The following is a 17571-nucleotide window of genomic DNA, read 5'->3' on the forward strand; positions in this document are numbered from 1 at the left end:
CGGCTCACCCCCAGGTCCCGGACGGCCGGTAGCCGTGTGCCATCAGTTCCTCCAGGCAGGCTAGGGGGGCGTGCGGCACGATCCGGCCGTCGGGGGCCTCCGCGAACACCTCGCTGGACAGGACGCGTCCGTCGACGCCGTTGACCTCGCGGACGGAGGTGACCATGCGCTGGAGGCGGCCGCCGTTGCCGAAGTCGTTGCGCCGCTGGATGAAGACGACGAAGTTCACCGCGCCCGCGATCAGCAGCTGGCTGGCCTCGATGGGCAGCCGCTCGGAGGCCTGCAACGCGTAGGTGGAAATACGGTTGAAGACCTCGTGGGAGCTGTTGGCGTGGATCGTGGACAGCGAGCCGTCGTTGCCCTGCGACATCGCGTTGAGCATGGTGACGATCTCGTCGCCGAGGACCTCACCGACGATGACGCGGGAGGGGTTCATACGGAGCGAGCGTCGCACCAGTTCCGCCATCGAGATGGAGCCCTGGCCCTCGGAGTTGGGCAGGCGCTCCTCGAAGGCGACGACGTTGGGGTGCAGGTCGGGGAAGGTGTCGAGCCCGAGTTCCAGGGCCCGCTCGACGGTGATGAGGCGCTCGTGCGGCGGGATCTCGTTGGCGAGGGCGCGCAGGAGCGTCGTCTTACCGGCGTTGGTGGCGCCGGCGATCATGATGTTCTTGCGGGCGCGGACCGCGCAGGCCAGGAAGTGGGCGACCTCGGGGGTCAACGTGCCGTTGCCGACGAGGTCCGAGATGAACACCTTGCCCATACGCGCACGGCGGATGGACAGCGCGGGGCGCCTCGCCACGTCCATGACGGCCGACAGACGCGAGCCGTCGGGAAGCCGCAGGTCGAGCTGGGGGTTGGCCGAGTCGAAGGGGCGGGAGGACAGACCCGAGTAGGCGCCGAGGACCTGGATGAGCTCGATGAGCTCCTCGTCGGTCTCGGCGACGGGGTCGCCCTTCACCTCGCGTCCGTCGGCGTAGCCGACGAACACCTGGTCGCACCCGTTGATGTCGATGTTCTCGACCTCGGGGTTGTCCAGCAGCGGCTGGAGCCGGCCGACGCCGAACAGCGCCGCGTGCACGGCGGCCGCGTACTGCTCCTCCGTCTCGGCGTCCAGCGGCGTACGGCCCGCGTTGATCTCGGCGCGGGCGTACTCCTCCAGGATCTGGGCTATGACGGCACGGGCGTACTGCCGTTCGTCCTCCGTGGACATCGGAGTGACGTTGTTGATCTGGTCCTGTCGGCGCTGCTCCGCGATGCGGTCGCCGGCGTCCTGGCGGAACCGCTTGACCAACTGGTGGTCGACAGCGGTCATGTGCCGGCCCCCGCGTGGCCCTGCATCTGGCCCGGGTGGTTGTGCTGGACGTGGTGGGCCTGGTTCGCCTGGGCGGAGGCGGCCCAGGCGGCGCCGTACTGCTGGTAGAGGTCGGCGGCGACCTTGCGGGCCGAGCGGATCAGCAGCGACTTGTCGAGACGGCCACGCTTGCGGCCGGCCAACTGGTCGGCCCCGGCCGGGTCGTCGGCGATGGTGCCGACCACGCGGGCGCCGGTCTGGGCGTGCACGAGCATGTCGTTGACCTGCGAGGCGAGCTTGCCTGCGGTGCCCGTGTCGGCGATCAGGACGACGCCGATCACCGGGTTGGCGAGGCTCGCGGCGCCGCGCGGGCCGCCGTGCAGCTTGCCGGCCAGGGTGGCGGCGCGGTCGCGCACCCGTGCGATCGCCTCCGGCTCGGTGCGGGACAGGAGCAGCACGAGGGAGGCGTGCGGGAACAGCTCGACGGCAGGGGTGTCCCCGCTGATGCGTCCGCAGTCGGCGATGACGTCGGCGGCGGCGTTCGGGGAGTCGGCGAGGGAGGCGAAGGCGTGCCCGAGGGTGGGCCACAGCCCCGCGAGCCCGGCGGCCTGCTCGGCGATACCGAGCCCGACGAGCACCTCCAGTCCCCCGCTCAACGGCTGTACGTGGTCCCAGAGCTGGTCCGGCACCAGGCCGCGGCGCGCGGTCGCGGCGATGGACAGCATGCCGGTGTTGGGGTTGAGCGGTCCGCCGTGCGCGGCGGCACTGCGGTAGACGAGGTCACCGCCCGCCGGGTCCGTCTCGGCGAGCAGGACGCGCCGCGGCCAGACCGCCGAGAGTGCGACGGCCGCGGTGGTGACGCCGGGGGAACCCTTGTCGGCGGCGAGAGCGATGAGCGCCATGGGTTGGGTGCCGCCTTCTAGTTGCCGGGGACGTGCACGATGGCGACTTGGTTCGCGGCCGCCGCGGAGGCGAGCGCGGCCGCGTCGTCCTCGTCGACGAGGACGGTGAGCGAGAGGTTGCCGGTGCTCACGGTGGCGTCGTTGTCGTCCTCGACGGCGTTCACACGCGCGTTGTCGACGATGGCGCCGCCGGAGGACGAGGTGCCGCTCGAGCCGGTGCTGTCGTCGGTGCCTGTCGAGGGGGAGCCGCTGGTGCTGACGCGGTAGGCGGAGACGACGTCACCGGCCTTGATGTCGGACGGGTACTGGCCCTCCTTGAGGGCGAGGCCGACGGCGGCCTTGCCTGCGGGCAGGCTCGCCTTCTTGGCGAACATCTCACCGACCGCGAGAGTCCCCGGGTAGATCGTGGACTTGGCCTTGTAGGTCTGGATGGTCTTCAGCTGCGACCACTCGACGTAGTGGATGCTTTCGTCCTCGGCGACCATGACGGAGGTCACGTCGCTGTCCTTGAGGGACTCCCCGGCCTGGACCTCGTTCGTCACCTTGACGACCTCGATCCGGTCACCGGCCTGGAGCACCAGCATCGTCGCCCCCAGCGCACCCACCAGGATGAGCAGCACCGCGAGCGCGGCCAGTGCCGGTTTGCGCTCGCGAGGTGGTGCGGGAAGCCGGTCACCGACCGACGGCTGAGCCGGAGCGGCGGAACGACCGGCGCCCGCCCCCGTACGCTCTTGGATCTTCACGCAACCGCTCCCCGTACACCCAAGAATATGTCTGTCAATTTGCCTTCAAATGTGGACACTTCATCCGAGCCTTCCCGCACGGAAAATTACGGGTTGGGCCGGACGCACCCGCCCGACCTGGGCGAATAGCCAGCGCTGGGGGTGAGTGTCAAGCCATCGCACCGTATCAGCCGCACATAAGCCCCTCAAGGCGCGTCCGGCGTCCCGCGCCTCACCGCGCGCACCGTTATCCATCTGCAACTTCCAGGTTGGACAAACCCGTTGATGGCGGCACGTGGACAGGCCTTTCGCTGTGCGGGAGCGAATTCGCCACGGGTGGACGCCGGATGGACGGGCATCCGTCGACGGGGGTCTTCGTCACGTATCGACCATGAGGCCCACACCATTCGCTCACGTGATGCCGGGATCACCGTGCCATGATCTTCGCTTTGTCCCCCCACGAGGAGTGCCCCATGAAGCGAGCCGCGCTCGCCGTCTCCACCCTGTCCCTGCTGTCTCTCACCGCGTGCGGCGGCAGCGCCGACTCGGACTCGGCGACCGGGGAACCCCGGCCCACCGCACCCCGGGCGAAGCAGGTGACCCCGGCCGAGCGGCTCGCGAAGCTCATGATCACGAAGGCGGACGTGCCGGGGCTGGACGTGAAGGCCACCTCCAGGGACGAGGGGGACGACAAGTACGTCTTCGCCAAGTCCCCGGACGACGTCACGGTCGACAAGCCGGCCTGCGCCCCGCTGGCCTACGCGATGAACCAGCTGCCCCTCGGCGAGCCGCAGGGCGACCTGACCCACTATGTCCCCCAGGGCAGCGAGTTCACGTACATCACGCTCACGACGTACGCGCCCGGCAAGGCCGAGTCCGCGTTCGCCGGGCTGGCCAAGAGCGTCGACTCGTGCGGCGGTGGCTTCGCGGCGAAGGCGAACGGCACGACGACGTACGACTCCGTCACCGCGGAGGAGCCGGTGGCGAAGGCCGGTGACGAGTCACTCGCCTTCCGCTCCACCATGCCCTTCCAGGGCATCACCCACACCATGCACGCCCAGGCCGTCCGCAAGGGCGATGTCATCGCCGTCTACGTCTCCGTGGACGGCATGGCCATGGTCCAGGACAGGCCGGGCGACGCGAAGCTCCCGGCGGCGGTGGTGAAGGCCCAGAACGCGAAGCTGGGCTGAACCGCGGGGTGCCGGGTTCGCCACCGGGCGATCTGTAGCACTCGCGAAGCCCCGAGTAGAGTGCCGCCCGGACAGCGATCGGACCGTCGGGGGGCACACCGGTGAGAGCAGTCACGGCGAACGGGGAACACGCAGTACGGATAGGGGCATCGAGCGGCCTTTGGTCCCGCGTCCTCCTCCTGCTCCTCGCCCTCTGCACACTGACGGCGGCTGTCTTCGCAACCGCCACCCCGGCCCGAGCGGCGGACAGCACCCCGGCCCCCCAGGCCGCCTACCTCGCCGACCGCCTCCGCGAGAACCCGGTCTACGTCACCGACCAACTCCCCCGTGAGTTCCCCCTGTCCACGGCACCCGAATTGGCGAGGCTCACGAAGAAGACAGGCGTCCCGACCTACGTCCTGGTCCTGCCCAGCCAGAGCAGCGTCGACGGCAAGCAGTTGCTCGGCACGGTGCACGACCGGCTGGGCCGGGACGGGTTGTACGTACTCGTCGACGGCACGGAGGTCGCGGCGGCCACGGCCTACGGCGTGCGCGCGCCGGCCGACGCCGCCTTGACCGTCTCTCGCTACGAACTCCCCTACGACGCGGGGCCGTTGCTCATCTTCGAGCGTTTCGTCGATGTCGTCGCCCTGGGCGAGGAGAAGGCCGCGGCCCGTGCCGAGGCGGCGCGTGAGACGTACCGGGACGACGAACCCGCCGACATGTACATCGGCCCGTCCGACCGCCGCAACCAGTCGTTCCTCACCGGGATCCTGCTCACCGGGGTCCCCCTGATGATCCTTCTGATGGCCGGGTACGCGAGGCGCCGCCGCCGGCGTTCCGGGGCCGAGCGGCGCATCCCCCGTTGGGTCACCCCCGGGGCCGCCGTCCTCACCGCCACCGCCATCGCCCTCACCGCCCCCGCCGTCTTCGACCAGACCAGGTCGAGCGCGGCAACCCCGCCCACCCCCGCCGACCTGTCCGCCCGCGTCGAACGGGTGGCGGCAGGCCTCAAGCGGGACCCCGTCTACACCGATCCGGAGAGCCCGCGGGTGCTCGACGCCCGCCGACTGGACCGGCTGCACGAACGGATCCGGGACTTCCGGCGCTCCGAAGGAGGCGGCCCGGTGTACGTCTCCCTCGTGCCGCAGACCCCCGAGAGCGAGTCGGCCGGTGACTCGATGCTGTTCGCCGCGGCGGTGCACGCCAAGGTGCGCGAGGACGGGCTGTACGTGGTCGCCGATCCCGACGACGGCACGATCGACTTCTACAACCACGGCCTGCGCCTGGACACCAACCGCCTGTCCTTCAATCTGCCGGAATCCGTCACGTTCGGCGACAGCAGGGCGGACGAGGCCGACGATCACCTCCTCGGCGACCGCCTGGACAGGTTCATGACCTTCCTCGACGAGACCCCGCGCACGGACCGGCCCGGCTCGGAACCCGCGCCGGCCGCCGCCCCGAGGGCCGCCGACGAGAACACCCTCCCGCCCCTCTTCGCCACCGACTTCTGGCCCGGCCTGTTCGTGGGCGCCTTCCTGGCACTCCTGCTGTCCGGTGTCGCGACCGGGGCGACGTGGATCGTGACCGGCCTGCGGCGGCGGCGCTCACCCGTACCCGAGCCGGCCGGCCTCCTGCCCTCCACCTCCCCGACCGAGCCGTCGGCGTCCTACCTCCGGCGCACCGCCCACGCGGAACTCAGCGCTCTGACAAGGGAGTTCACCAGCCCGGACGAGCACACTCGCGCCTGGGACCACCTCGACGCGGCGATGCTCCTCCTCGACGGCGACCTCGACGGCGCCCGGAAGTCGGGGACGGGTCCCGCGACCCTGGTCGCCGTCGTCGTACTCGCCCGGGCGGGCCGCGCCGCGCTCACCGGCGACACCAACGACCTGTGCTGCGGCGTCAACCCCCTGCACGGGCCCGCCGTCAGCCGCCACCACGTGCGCGTATCGGCGGAGGGGGAGGCCATCAGCAGGCGCCTGCTCCCCGTCTGCGAGCCCTGCCGCGACACGGCCATCGCCGAACCGGGCGGCATCCCGGGCAGGTTGCTGAGGCTGCCCGGCGCCGCGTCCGGCGACAGCCGACCGCCGTACTACGACGCGACCGACGGCCCGCTGTCCGCCCTGCCCGGCGGAATCGCCCGGCTCATCGACAAGGTGAGGGAGACCGCAGGTGTCCACTGACGTCAAGCGCCTGATCACCGCCTTCGCGGCCCTGCTGCTGGCCGCGCTCACCACCACGCCGGCCCGGGCGGCGGACGGCGACGCCCCGAGCGCCGGGCAGCGCATCGCCGAGGCCCTGCGCACCTCGCCCGTCTACGTCGACGAGGCGTACGCCGATGCCGTACCGCCCTCCCGGCAACGGCAACTGGCGGACCGGATCCACCGGACGGGCCTGCCCGTCAAGGTCGTCCTCACGCCGCTCACCAAGGGCGACGCCTTCGACGGCGACTCCGACGTCCTGGCCGGAATCGTCCGCGACCGGCTCCCGGACCAGCGCGAACTCATCCTCATCACGACGGACGGCGACTTCCCGGACTCCCTCAACGGCTACGAGTGGCCGGCCGACACCCACCAGACCCGGGACGCCGTGGCCGCCGCCGGTCTCCTGGACGAGACGCGGGACGCGGGGCTGGCCGACCTGACCGCCAAGGCGGTGGAGCTGGTGGCGGAGGGAAAGGGCACGCAGCGGTACGAGGAGGCGACGAGGGACCAACGCGAGTCACCGGCCTCCAAGCCCGAACCCGGCGACTCGCGTGGGTGGCTGTGGCCCCTGGTCGCCGTACCGGCCCTGGCCCTGACCGCGCTCGCGACCCGCGCACTGGTCCGCTCCCGCAAGGCCGCTCCGGCCGTTCCCCAGCTGGTGTTCGCCACGGCCCGCGCAGCCGACGAGGCGGAGCTGCGGCGCCGGACGGAGGCGGAGGTGCTGGCTCTCGGCGAGGCGACCCAGGCGGCCGAAGTCTCCACGACACCGGATCTCCAGCGCGCCCTCGACGCCTACGCCGCCGCGGGCAGGGTCCTCGACGAGGCCAGGGGCGTGCCGGACCTGGCGGGCGCCCTGGCCCTGGCGCAGGAGGGCCAGGGCGCCCTCGCCGGCTCCCCCGGCCTGCCCCTCTGCTTCTTCAACCCCCTGCACGGCCGCGCCGCCCTCCGCACGGGCTGGCGTCCGCTGGGCCGCCGGGACCGGCTCGACGTGGCGGTGTGCCAGGACTGCGCGGACGCGCTGCGGGACCGCCGCGCCCCGGAGGTGCTCACGGACCGGGCCGGGGACGGCCGTACCGTCCCCTACTTCGAGCTCCCGGCCGGGCGGAGCGTGTGGTCGGCGACGGGTTACGGGTCGCTGGCGTCACCGCTGGACGGTTTCAACTCCCGTAACGCCAAGGCTGGTTGATCAGCCGGGGGGCCGGTCCTCGCGCAGTGCCGCGAACAGGGCGCGGGCCCGCCGGTCGTCCCACTTCACCGCGCTGCCCTGGGGCGTACGCAGGTCCGGGTCGGCCACGGGCACGTTGAGCTGTCTGCCCCCGCCCGACGCGGCCTTGCGCATGGCCTCGAACAGCGACATGAGGTCGGGCAGCTCCGTGCCCTCGTCCACGATGAGCGTGTCGAGGCCGGCGCGCAGGGTCGGGAAGGACTTGGACGGGTCGGCGAGGGTGGACGGGGTGGCCGTCTTGCGGGCGAGGGCGGCGAGGAACTTCTGCTGGTTGCGGGTGCGGCCCAGGTCCCCCTCGGCCTCCTGCTTGCGCTGCCGTACGAAGGCCAGCGCCTCGGCGCCGTCGAGGGTCTGGCAGCCGGCGGGCAGGTCGGCGCCGGAGTCCTCATCCCGTACGGGCTTGTCCAGGCACATGTCCACGCCGCCGACCGCGTCCACCACCCCCACGAAGCCGGCGAAGCCGATCTCCGCGTAGTGGTCGATGTGCACGCCGGTGTTGCGTTCCACGGTCCGCACGAGCAGGTCGGGGCCGCCCAGGGAGAACGCCGCGTTCAGTTTGTTCGGCGCGGCCCGGTAGCTGCGACCGGTGTCGGGATCGACGTAGGGCGGCAGGGTCACCCAGGAGTCGCGTGGCAGGCTGAGCATCGTGGTGCCGTTCGCCCCGGTGTGCAGCAGGATCACCGAGTCGGTACGGCGTCCCTCGGCCGAGCCGGTGTTCAGCTCCTTCCGGTCCTGCTGCGACAGTCCCTCACGGCTGTCGGAGCCCACGACCAGGTAGTTGGTGCCCTCGCCGCGCGGCACCCGGCCGGAGAGCGTGCCGAGGTCGACCTGCTGGTTGAGCCGGGTGTCGGCCCAGACGTACGTACCGGCACCGGCGAGCAGCAGGACGGACGAGAGCACGGCCGCGGTGCGCAGGAACCGGCGGCCCTTGCCGGCGCGGCGCCGCGGGTTCCTGCTGCCGCCCCGCCGCCCACGCTCGTGGACGCTGCTGTCGTAGCGGCCGGGCGCGGCCGGCGAGGGCATGCCGGGCAGGGGGGCCGTGCGGGTCGACGGCGGAGGTGCCAGGAGGGGCGGGGGCGGGACGCTTCTCGGGTCCTGCCCCGCCTGGTGGTCTCCCGGAGGGTCGGTCCAGTCGTTCATCGGCCCTTCCCGCTGGTTCAGTGGGGGTCAACGCATGGGCACGCTCCTATACGGAACGGGCCCGCCGATCTGTTCAGCGGCCGTCCCGGAGCGCTTCATCCGCTGCCACCTCAGCCGGCTGCCGAGCAGCAGCGCGACGAGCGACTGGATGACGACGAGATACATCAACTGCCGGTAGACGACGATCTGGAACGGCATCGACCACAGGGCCCGGACCGGCTCACCGTCGAGTCTCAGCGCGTAGCCGGAGCAGACGATCTGCACGCCGAGGAACGCGAACCACACCGCGGCCGACTCCCACGGGTCGCGGAACAGCACGCCGTACAGGGCGTAGACGTCGATGACGGGCGCGAGCAGCGGCAGGGCGACCTGGAAGAGGGCGAGGTAGGTCAGCCCGCGCCGCCCGAACCGCCCGGCGGGCCCCGCGCCGAAGAGAGCCCCGCGGTGCTTCCACATCGCCTGCAACGTGCCGTAGCACCACCGGTACCGCTGCCGCCACAACTGCCTGAGCGTGGTGGGCACTTCGGTCCAGGCGACCGCGGACTCCTCGTACAGCACCCGCCAGCCGGCCCGCCACAGGGCCATCGTCAGGTCGGTGTCCTCGGCGAGGGTGTCCTCGCTGACCCCGCCGACGCCGATCACCGCGTCCCGGCGGAAGGCCCCGATGGCGCCCGGCACGGTCGGCATGCACTCCAGCACCTCGAACATGCGCCGGTCGAGGTTGAACCCGAAGACGTACTCGAGATGCTGCCAACGGGCCAGCAGGCTACGCCGGTTGCCGACCTTGGTGTTGCCGCTGACGGCCCCCACCGCGGGATGCGCGAGCGGCTGGACGATCCGCTCGATGGCATCGGGCTCGAAGACGGTGTCGGCGTCGACCATGACGACGATGTCGTACCGCGCGTGGGCGAGCCCGGTGTTGAGGGCGGCGGCCTTGCCGGAGTTGGGCTGGCGGACGACCTCCACTCTCGCGTCGCCCATGTTCTCGGCGATGTCGGCGGTCCGGTCGCTCGACCCGTCGTCGATCACGATGACCTGGAGCTCCCGATGGGTGGAGTCGAGCAGCGACCGCAGGGTCGACCCGATCCCGGCCTCCTCGTTGTACGCCGGGACGAGCACGGTCACCGGCCCGGACACCTCACGCATCCAGGGCGCCCCGGTCCGGAACCGCTCCAGCCGGCGCACATGCGCCCGGGCGAACAGGGCGAGCAGCAGCAGCCGCAGCACGCCGAGCCCGCCGGCGACACCGAGGACCCAGATCATGGCGGTGGAGAAGGCCCGCCCGAGACGCGTGACCTGGATCAGCCCTGCCCCCAGCCACCGTTCGACGACGGACGGGGACGCGTACGGAACGAGTTCGAGCCCGTCGGACACGGTGGTGAACCGGTCGACGCTCCGGTCCCTCAGCAGCCTGCGCGCCTCCAGGTAGGCGCTCTCCGTCTGGCTGAGCTGCCGCACGATCCCCTGCGCGGGCTTGCGCGCCCCCTTGTCGGCGGCGACGAGCACGTACCCGTACCCGGTGGCCCGCCGCGCCGCCTGCCACTCGCGCCCGCACAGGGTGTCGGGGGTGGTGGTCCGCGGCATCCGCAGCAGATTGGTGCGTACTCCGGTGGCGCCGGCCAGTGCGCTCTGGGTCAGTTCGAGTTCGGACCGGAAGCGGGGCGCGGACGACTCGCCCAGCACGGCCCCGGTGTACGTGTTGGACCCGATCTCATGCCCCTCGGCACGGATGCGCCGGATCAGCTCCGGATACCGGGCCGCCCGGGCGCCGTGCACAAAGAAGGTCGCGCGTGCCTGATTGCGGCGCAGCAGATCCAGCAGCCGCGGGGTCCACACCGGGTCGGGCCCTCCGTCGAAGGTGAGCGCGACGGTCCGGGCCGGCATCGCCCCGGACCGGATCCCGTCCCGGTTGATCCCGATCACGGGCCCGCCCTTCGCGACGGCCTCCGGCACGGGCGAGGCACAGGGCGTCCGCGTCTTCGCGGCGTCGACCTCGTGCTGGGTCCAGCCCTCGAAGATCAGGAGGGCGAAGACGAGGGGGAGGGTGAGGGCGAGTAACAGCCAGTGGGCGCGGGGGTCTCGGGACTGTTTGTGACGCCCCTTGCTGCGGCGGGTCGGGGTGGAGGTCAGGGGACGTCACCGCCCCCGGGCTCCGACCACGCGCCGGCTCCCGCACCCGGCGCGGGCCGTCTTCTCCAGAGGCTTTCGCCGGAGCCTCCGTGCGAACCGGACACGCTCTTCGCGTTCATGCTGCGGGAGTTACGCATGGGGCGCGAGTGTAGTTTCGGAGCTCTGGCCGTATGGGCGGAACGGCGAGCTTCACAGGCTTCACGGCCTCACGCGCTTCAAAGGGGGCAACGGATGACCGCGGCGGCGGGCGGTGGGACGGCCGGCAAGACATCGACCGAGCGAGCCAAGGTCGCGCGCATCGCAACGGGCATCACGGCAGGAATCGCTTCCCTGGCCCTGGCACTCCTGCTGACGTCCTCCCCGGAACGCTTCGGCCTCTCCACCTCCCCGGAACTCTTCGAGAGGGTCCGCGCCGAGGACCCCGCCTCGGAGGCCTTCATCTTCGCCTGGGCCCTGATCGCACTCCCTGTCGCAGGCCTGCTCCACACCCCACTGGCACTGGCACGACGGGCCCGGATCGGCGCGGGCTGGGCACTGATCGCCGGCTACTGGCTGTACGTCGCACTGATGGCGGCGGTGGCGTGGCGGGTGCGCGACTTCTTCCCGGCCACGGACGCTCCGGGCAAGAACGGGGGCCTGTTCGGAGCCGCGATCCTGATGGTGATCGGCACGCCGCTGTTCGTCGTCGGCTCGGGCGGTGTGTTCCGTGAGGTACGAAGGGACAACGACAGCACCCTCTCCCTCCAGATCCGGGACCAACTCACGGCGGTCACCGTGCTCTGCTGCACCTTCATCGGCGCGGTCACGGGCCTGACGTCGGGCTTCAACTTCAGCTTCCCCCACGACGGCTTCCCGGCCATGTTCCTGCCGGGCGGCATCCTCTGGGGCCTGCCGGCGGGTGCCGCCCTGGGCATGCGCGCCGGTGCACTGCTCACGAGCTCGGCGGACAGCCGCCGCAGGATGACCGACGACGCGAGGTCATTCGCCCGCACGGCAATGGCCCTGCTGGCGTGCTGCCTGTGCGTGTCCCAACTGGGCTGGCTCCTGCCGGTGTGGGCGGTGGCCCTGCTGGGACTCCCGGCGCCGTTCGCCCTCTTGGCGCTGTCGACTCGGCATGAAGGACTGGGACAGTGGCTGGAGTGGAGGCAGATCGAGGTGCGGAAGGAAGCGCTGTACTGAGAGCGGGACCGGCCGGGAAGGCAGCCTGCCTGCACGACAGTCCGAAAGTCCTTGACACCGAATTCAGACCGACGACTGCGCGATGGCTGCGATGGCCGCCTACGGATAATCCAAGAATGCGCGCGCGAACGCAACGGCCTGTTCCAGTGATTCAGCCTCGGCCCGTTCGCTGCTGGGGTACGCCTCGACACGGTAGCCCCCCTCACCGAGGGGGACGATTCCAATTCCACCCGCCGTGCGGGAGGTGTGGTCTCGGGTGAGGCCGAACCGCCCCATGCTCAAATACGGGAACAGGGTGCGCAGTCGAGCGTCGGCGTACACCGACTGTAGCAACTGTCGGAGGTGAGGCCTTTGCTCTTGCTGGAAGAGCAACTTCCACTGGGTGGCCACGGGGTCGCCGCTTTCCTCGGCCTCGGCCAGCTCATCGTATTCCATGAACGGGAACCTGGACTTCAGTTCACGAAGGGTCACTCCGGAACGCCAGGCATCGAGGGTCTTTGCCACCGTGGCGAGGTCATCGGTGCTTCCGGCAGCCCAGGGGCGCCTTTCACTCTCGATACTGATGGAGAAGAGTCGGCGCTCCTTCCCGAGGTGAATCAGTATGGGACCCCGATCTGAGATCAACTGGGCGGTGGTGAGGTGGCCGCGTGCGTTGGAGCTCGCCGAACCTATCGGCCCAAGGTCGATACCGCACTCGTGCGCGACGTGCGCCAGCGCCGCCACAAGGCCGCCGAATTCGACGAGATCCGGGTACAACGTGGAGTTTATGATTGCGGAGTCCCGAGAGGGAGACCCGTTGTCGAATGCCATACCAAAAGGGCCTTTCAATCAGAGCGGCGAACTGGTCCTGAGGCGTCAGACAATGAAGTCGCGGACTCTTCCAAAGGTGTCCCAATCAGGCTCAGCAAGGTCGACGACGTCTCCATTCCTGTCGTACCAGGTGATACTACTCCAGTCCCGATGCCCGTGCTTCACCGCTCTCGCTATCCAGCCCATCTCTTCCTCGGTGGCGTGAATGATATCGGACTCGTCGATCCCCAAAGCCCTCTTCGCCATTCCTTCGAACCCGCCAGAGAAACCCTTCATGCTTACGTGAATTTTAACTGACCCATTCTGAATGGCGGGCAGGACCGCTCCCCTCCATTCGTCGGGCCCCAGGTCCAAGAAATGTTTCAAGCCCCGTGATTTCGCGAAGCTGGCCAGGTCTGCCCACTGGTACCCCAAGGCTATCTCGCACGGTGCGAGGCCAAGCGGGTCCACCCAGGTCAAGGGATTGATGACATAGGTGAAGGGGTTGGGAGCCGGTTGGAGTCCCAGCGGATCCGGAGACAGGTAACGGGCGGTCTCAGGATCGTACAAGCGGTAGTGGTTGTGGTGGAGGCCGGTTTCAGGGTCGAAGTACTGGCCAGGGAAGCGGAGCGGTGTATAGGCGGTGCTTTTTGTCGGCCATGTTGTGGTGCCCCAGAGCGTGGCGCGCGATCGCCATGCCACGTCTCCTCTCTCGTCGACGAGCTCGCTCGGTGTTCCCGCCACATCGGTGACGATGGCGAAAAAGCGGCTGTCGATTTCCTCCTGCGGGGCCTGCGCCGCGTTCCAGCCCGTCGTGATGCGGTCCGTCTGTGCGATCGGCCGCAGCCCGCGATGGTCCCAAGTGAGCGTGACCGGGTTGGGCAAGTCCGGAGCCTCGGTGGTCTGCTCACAGAGGGTGGTGCCGTCCCACGCGAAAAGCACGCGCTCGACAACCCTCTCGCCCTCGGCCGCGAGACGCTCCTTGGCGATGCGGCGGCCGAGCGGGTCGTACCGGTAGCGCCAGCGCGTGCCGTCCGGCGTGACCACCGCCGTAAGGCGGTCTTCCGCGTCCCAGGTGTAGTGCCAGGTCTCCGGCTTGCGGGACAGGCGGGTCTTCTGGCGCAGGATGATACGGCCCTGGGCGTCGTGCTCGTACCGTACGGCGCCGGCGCGGCGAACACGGCTGCCCGTGTACTCCCGGGGCCCAGTCGCCTCCTGCCCGGGGTGGCCGGCGGGCCAGACGGCCTCGACCTGGTTTCCCGCCTCGTCGTATGCGTAGTGCTCGGCCCACTGCTCGGCGCGGACGGAGGTGACTCGGCCCGCAGTGTCGAGGTCGTAGTGACGGGCGCCGGACAGCTGGTCCACCACCGCTGTCAGAGTGCTGTCGGCTCGGTAGGTGTAGGCGCGATGTTGTACGGAACTGCCGTCGGCCGTCGTCACCGATTGTGCGGTCAGACGTCCCAGGTCGTCGAAGGCGTGGCCGATGGTGATGCTGTCGCCCAGGTGTCGTGCACGTTCGCGCCCCTCGGAGTCGTATTCGAAGGTAATGGTGCGGCCGGAAGCGTCGAGTTGCAGCGGACGACCTGCGTGGTCGTAGGTCCAGACGCTGGTTGCGCCGGAGGGGGTGGTACGGCGGACGCGTCGTCCCAGTTCGTCGTAAGTATGCGTGATCGTGCGCCCGTCGATCGTCTCGGCGAGTACCTGACCGAACTCGTCACGCCGCAGCAGGAGTTCACCATCCGGCCCGGCGGCCTGGACAAGATGGCCGCGCAGGTCGTAGGTGAAAGTGGTGAGCGCTCCGGCGGCGTTCTTGCGGGTGATCCGCCCGAGCACGTCCCGTTCGAAGGTGACGGTCTGATCAGCACCGTTCGTTCGCGAGATGAGTTGACCGGCAGCGTCACGCGTGTAGGAGAGAACACGGCCGTCGAAGTCCGTTTCCGAGACCAGGCGGCCCGCCGGGTCGTAGGTGTACTTCCACTCCCTCCCCTCCGGGTTGGTGACCGAGGTCAGACGGAGGGATGCGTCGTGAGTGAACACGTAGCGGATTCCGTCGGGGTCGGTGCGGGCCGCCAGGCGGTCGAAGTGGGTGTACTCGAACCTGGTGGTGCGCCCCAACGCGTCCGTGTGGCTGAGGCAGTTGCCCTCACCGTCGTATGACCAGATATCGGACGAGCCGTCAGGTGCGGTACGGCTGAGGGGCAGGCCCTCGACCGTCCACACGTGATACGTGGTGCGTCCCGTTCTGTCAGTGACGGCGACGGGACGCCCGAAGGCGTCACGGGCCCATGTGGTAGCGGCACCCAGTGGATCGATGGCCTCGACCGGGAGACCAGCGGCGTCGCAGCGCACAGTGGTGGTGAGCCCCAGCGCGTCCGTGAACGCCTTGAGGCGGCCACCGTTGTCGTAACTGCTTCGAGTGGTGGTCCCGGCAGGGTCGGTGACGCTGGTGACATTGCCACGCTCGTCATAGGTCTGCCGCCATGTCGAACCGTCCGGCAACTCGACGTCGGTCGGGAGGTGGCAGTCGTTGTACGCATAGCGGATGGCGGCGCCGTCCGGGCGCCTCACCTCGACGGGCTGCCCGAGCTCATTGTTCGTGTAGTGGGTCGTGCGGCCCAGCTCGTCCGTCCGGAACACCAGGTGATGGTGGGCGTCGTAGCCGCTGCGAACCGTGTTGCCGAGTGGGTCGATCTCGGCAATGACCTGGGAGTTGTCGTTGACGACGAACCGTGACTCGGCACCGTCGGCCGTGCGGTACGTGGTGATACGGCAATCGGGCCACGCCGGGTCCGTGGCGTCGTAGGCGAACAGTCCGGTGATGTGGCCGGCTTCGCCTCCTTGGCCTACGCAGCGATCCCGCTCGTCGTAGGAGTAGGTGTAGCGGCTCCGGTTGGTGTCGGTCCAGGAGGTGAGGCGGAGCTGTTCGTCGTATGTGAACTCCAGCGGGAAGCCCGAGGAGTTGACGACAGAGGTGAGGTTGCCTTGGGTGTAACCGTAGGCCTTGAGGATGGCGTCCGAGCCGTTCTCCCCGGCATCGGCCAGGCTCAGTGCGGTGACCTGACCGCCCTCCACCGTCAGGCGGAGGCAATAGCCCGCGGAGTGCCGGATCGAGAGAGGCGTGCCGTCTTCTTCGTAGTCGAAGTCGATGGTGTTGTGATTGCGGTCGGATATCCGCTTCAGGAGAGCCAGGCCCTCGACAGGTGGCGCAAAGTGCCGGCTGTGGCCGGCGATCGGATCGGTGACGCAATAACCGCCGCCGTCCAGTCGAGCCAGGGGCCAGCGTGGACCCGCATCGGGCAGGACTGTGGCGCCCGGAGCTCCTGGGTGGGGGTAGGCGAGGAGCATCCCGTCCTCGGTGACGAAGACGAGGCCCTTATCGTCGATCTCGAGGCGCTGGTCGACAGAGGAGGACCAGGTCGGGCCGAACCACCAGCCCGTTCGGTAGTCGGAGGCTGTCCGGCGCGTGAAGACGAGCGGAAGTGTGCCGGGCAACACAATGTCCGTTTGGGCGAGAAACATGTGGCCCGTAGCCGCGTCGACGGGGTCACCACAGCCTTTGACCACCGTCCTGAGTCGGTTGTACGCGCCCTTCGCACCATTGGTGAGGAGCCCACGGGCCGATTTCAGCCCTCGCAGACCTGAAGCCATGCCCTTCAGACCGGTCTTGCCAAAGGCCTTCAGGCCTTTGGCAAGACCGCCGAGGGTGGTCAGGCCCTTCATGCCGGGTATGCAGTCCAGGGCCGCGAGCCCCACGTCCCATAGGGACGCTTGGCCTTTGGAGTACTTGTAGAGCGTGTCGGCGAGGACGACGGCTGCGGCGATCAGCACGATCGCGCCCAGGATCGGCCCGCCGATGATCATCGCGACGATCCCGACCACCGCCACGACGACCTTGCAGACCGCCACGATCGTGTCCCAGTTGTCGACGAACCAGTCGCCGACCTCCTCCCACCACGAACGGTTCTGAATACCCGCGTCAGAGGCCTCGTCGATCTTCGACTTCGCCTCGCGGGCCGCCTCCTCGCGCATCTTGCGCGCGTCCTCGGCCATCTTCTTCGCCGCCGCCAGCGCGTCCTGCGCGTCGGAGACATCCGACTGGGCCTTGGACTGGGCGGACTTGGCATGCTGCACGTCGCGGGTGGCGGCGCGGACCTTGGCCTCGTCCGGCTTGTCCGCGTCGGACTTCCTGCCGGTGGGGTCGTCCTTGTACTTGTCCGCTTCCTTGCCGGCCCGGGTGACCCACGAGTCGGCCGAGGTGAGCCGGGACTGGGCGGAGGAGAGGTTGTCGCGCGCCTCACGGCCCTTGGTCAGAGCCTTGTCCGCCAGGGACTGCGCACGCTCCAGCTTCGGCCAGAAGTCCGCCAGCGCGTCCCCGCACATCTCGTAGGACTTCTTCAGCTTCTTGAGGTTCTTCGGGACATCCGCGAAGTCCTCCTTGAAGACGTCCGCCGACTTGCCCGCCCACTCAAGGAGCGTGCCCTCCCCCGCCATGCCCTTGACCAGACCCAGCGCCTCGGAGACGTCATCGGCGAAGTCGTGCAACTGCTTCGCGAGCGTGCGCACCCGCTACGGGTCACCAGGGGTCGGGTCCTTGTCCAGATCCAGAACATGCCAGTCCCGCGGCCGATGCCCCACCATGCTGCAACCCCCGTCACCTGCGCACCTTCAACAAGCCTATGCACACGCGAACTTACAAGGCACAACCGTTCGACGGAAAGATCGGCCGATGAGGGCCGCGGTCAGGTCGTGGGCACTGCCCCAGCGCTGGCAACTCGGCATGAACGACTTGGGTATCGCCTCCCGACGGACCCCCAGTT

Annotated in this window: 11 protein-coding genes; 4 read left to right on the top strand and 7 right to left on the bottom strand. The window is 69.6% G+C overall.

All coding sequences use genetic code 11. The features are described 5' to 3' along the window. Positions 1-4: 4 nt before the first annotated feature. From ACIBNA_RS29890 to ACIBNA_RS29900, 3 genes are read right to left on the bottom strand one after another with little or no spacing between them, the layout of a single operon-like run. Entirely contained in the window at positions 5-1312 is a 1308-nt protein-coding gene (locus ACIBNA_RS29890; RefSeq protein ID WP_399168286.1) for a CpaF family protein, read from the bottom strand. After that, positions 1309-2193 (bottom strand): hypothetical protein, encoded by an 885-nt coding sequence (locus tag ACIBNA_RS29895; protein WP_399168287.1) that lies wholly within the window; start codon positions 2191-2193, stop codon positions 1309-1311. Before ACIBNA_RS29895 ends, ACIBNA_RS29890 begins: the two co-directional genes overlap by 4 nt. 17 nt (positions 2194-2210) lie before the next feature. Beyond that, entirely contained in the window at positions 2211-2936 is a 726-nt protein-coding gene (locus ACIBNA_RS29900) for a hypothetical protein (RefSeq protein ID WP_399168288.1), read from the bottom strand. Positions 2937-3388: 452 nt separating this feature from the next. On the opposite strand from ACIBNA_RS29900, the gene ACIBNA_RS29905 reads away from it, so the two are divergent. The 3 genes from ACIBNA_RS29905 (at position 3389) to ACIBNA_RS29915 (ending at position 7477) form a co-directional block, all read left to right on the top strand. Further along, positions 3389-4105 (top strand): hypothetical protein, encoded by a 717-nt coding sequence (locus ACIBNA_RS29905; RefSeq protein ID WP_399168289.1) that lies wholly within the window; start codon positions 3389-3391, stop codon positions 4103-4105. A 101-nt stretch (positions 4106-4206) separates the two neighbouring features. Next, complete coding sequence (locus ACIBNA_RS29910; RefSeq protein ID WP_399168290.1) at positions 4207-6270, top strand: hypothetical protein; 2064 nt, start codon at positions 4207-4209, stop codon at positions 6268-6270. Continuing rightward, positions 6260-7477: a hypothetical protein gene (locus tag ACIBNA_RS29915; protein ID WP_399168291.1), complete on the top strand. Its 1218-nt coding sequence runs from the start codon at positions 6260-6262 to the stop codon at positions 7475-7477. Before ACIBNA_RS29910 ends, ACIBNA_RS29915 begins: the two co-directional genes overlap by 11 nt. Here ACIBNA_RS29915 and ACIBNA_RS29920 read toward each other — a convergent pair whose 3' ends face one another. Together ACIBNA_RS29920 and ACIBNA_RS29925 are read right to left on the bottom strand one after the other, a co-directional pair. Next, complete coding sequence (locus ACIBNA_RS29920) at positions 7478-8656, bottom strand: LCP family protein (protein ID WP_399168292.1); 1179 nt, start codon at positions 8654-8656, stop codon at positions 7478-7480. It lies immediately after the preceding gene. Positions 8657-8683: 27 nt separating this feature from the next. Beyond that, positions 8684-10609 carry a glycosyltransferase gene (locus ACIBNA_RS29925; protein ID WP_399168293.1) on the bottom strand — a complete coding sequence of 642 codons (1926 nt, stop codon included), beginning with the start codon at positions 10607-10609 and terminating at the stop codon, positions 8684-8686. 408 nt (positions 10610-11017) lie between these two features. Between ACIBNA_RS29925 and ACIBNA_RS29930 the strand changes: the two genes are divergently transcribed. Next, entirely contained in the window at positions 11018-11965 is a 948-nt protein-coding gene (locus tag ACIBNA_RS29930; RefSeq protein ID WP_399168294.1) for a hypothetical protein, read from the top strand. Between the two features lie 99 nt (positions 11966-12064). Here the strand turns inward: ACIBNA_RS29930 and ACIBNA_RS29935 are convergent, their stop codons facing one another. Together ACIBNA_RS29935 and ACIBNA_RS29940 are read right to left on the bottom strand one after the other, a co-directional pair. After that, positions 12065-12775 (bottom strand): DUF6193 family natural product biosynthesis protein, encoded by a 711-nt coding sequence (locus ACIBNA_RS29935; RefSeq protein ID WP_399168295.1) that lies wholly within the window; start codon positions 12773-12775, stop codon positions 12065-12067. 45 nt (positions 12776-12820) lie between these two features. Continuing rightward, positions 12821-17317: an RHS repeat-associated core domain-containing protein gene (locus ACIBNA_RS29940; protein WP_399168296.1), complete on the bottom strand. Its 4497-nt coding sequence runs from the start codon at positions 17315-17317 to the stop codon at positions 12821-12823. Positions 17318-17571 lie beyond the last annotated feature (254 nt).

It is taken from the genome of Streptomyces sp. NPDC050164, from assembly GCF_044459945.1.
Classification (GTDB): Bacteria; Actinomycetota; Actinomycetes; order Streptomycetales; family Streptomycetaceae; genus Streptomyces; species Streptomyces coeruleorubidus_A.

Bases quoted from the DNA above. Each gene is read 5' to 3' on its own strand.
- ACIBNA_RS29920 (WP_399168292.1), bottom strand. From the start codon at position 8,656: ATGAACGACTGGACCGACCCTCCGGGAGACCACCAGGCGGGGCAGGAC.
- ACIBNA_RS29905 (WP_399168289.1), top strand. From the start codon at position 3,389: ATGAAGCGAGCCGCGCTCGCCGTCTCCACCCTGTCCCTGCTGTCTCTC.
- ACIBNA_RS29935 (WP_399168295.1), bottom strand. From the start codon at position 12,775: ATGGCATTCGACAACGGGTCTCCCTCTCGGGACTCCGCAATCATAAAC.
- ACIBNA_RS29890 (WP_399168286.1), bottom strand. From the start codon at position 1,312: ATGACCGCTGTCGACCACCAGTTGGTCAAGCGGTTCCGCCAGGACGCC.
- ACIBNA_RS29895 (WP_399168287.1), bottom strand. From the start codon at position 2,193: ATGGCGCTCATCGCTCTCGCCGCCGACAAGGGTTCCCCCGGCGTCACC.
- ACIBNA_RS29930 (WP_399168294.1), top strand. From the start codon at position 11,018: ATGACCGCGGCGGCGGGCGGTGGGACGGCCGGCAAGACATCGACCGAG.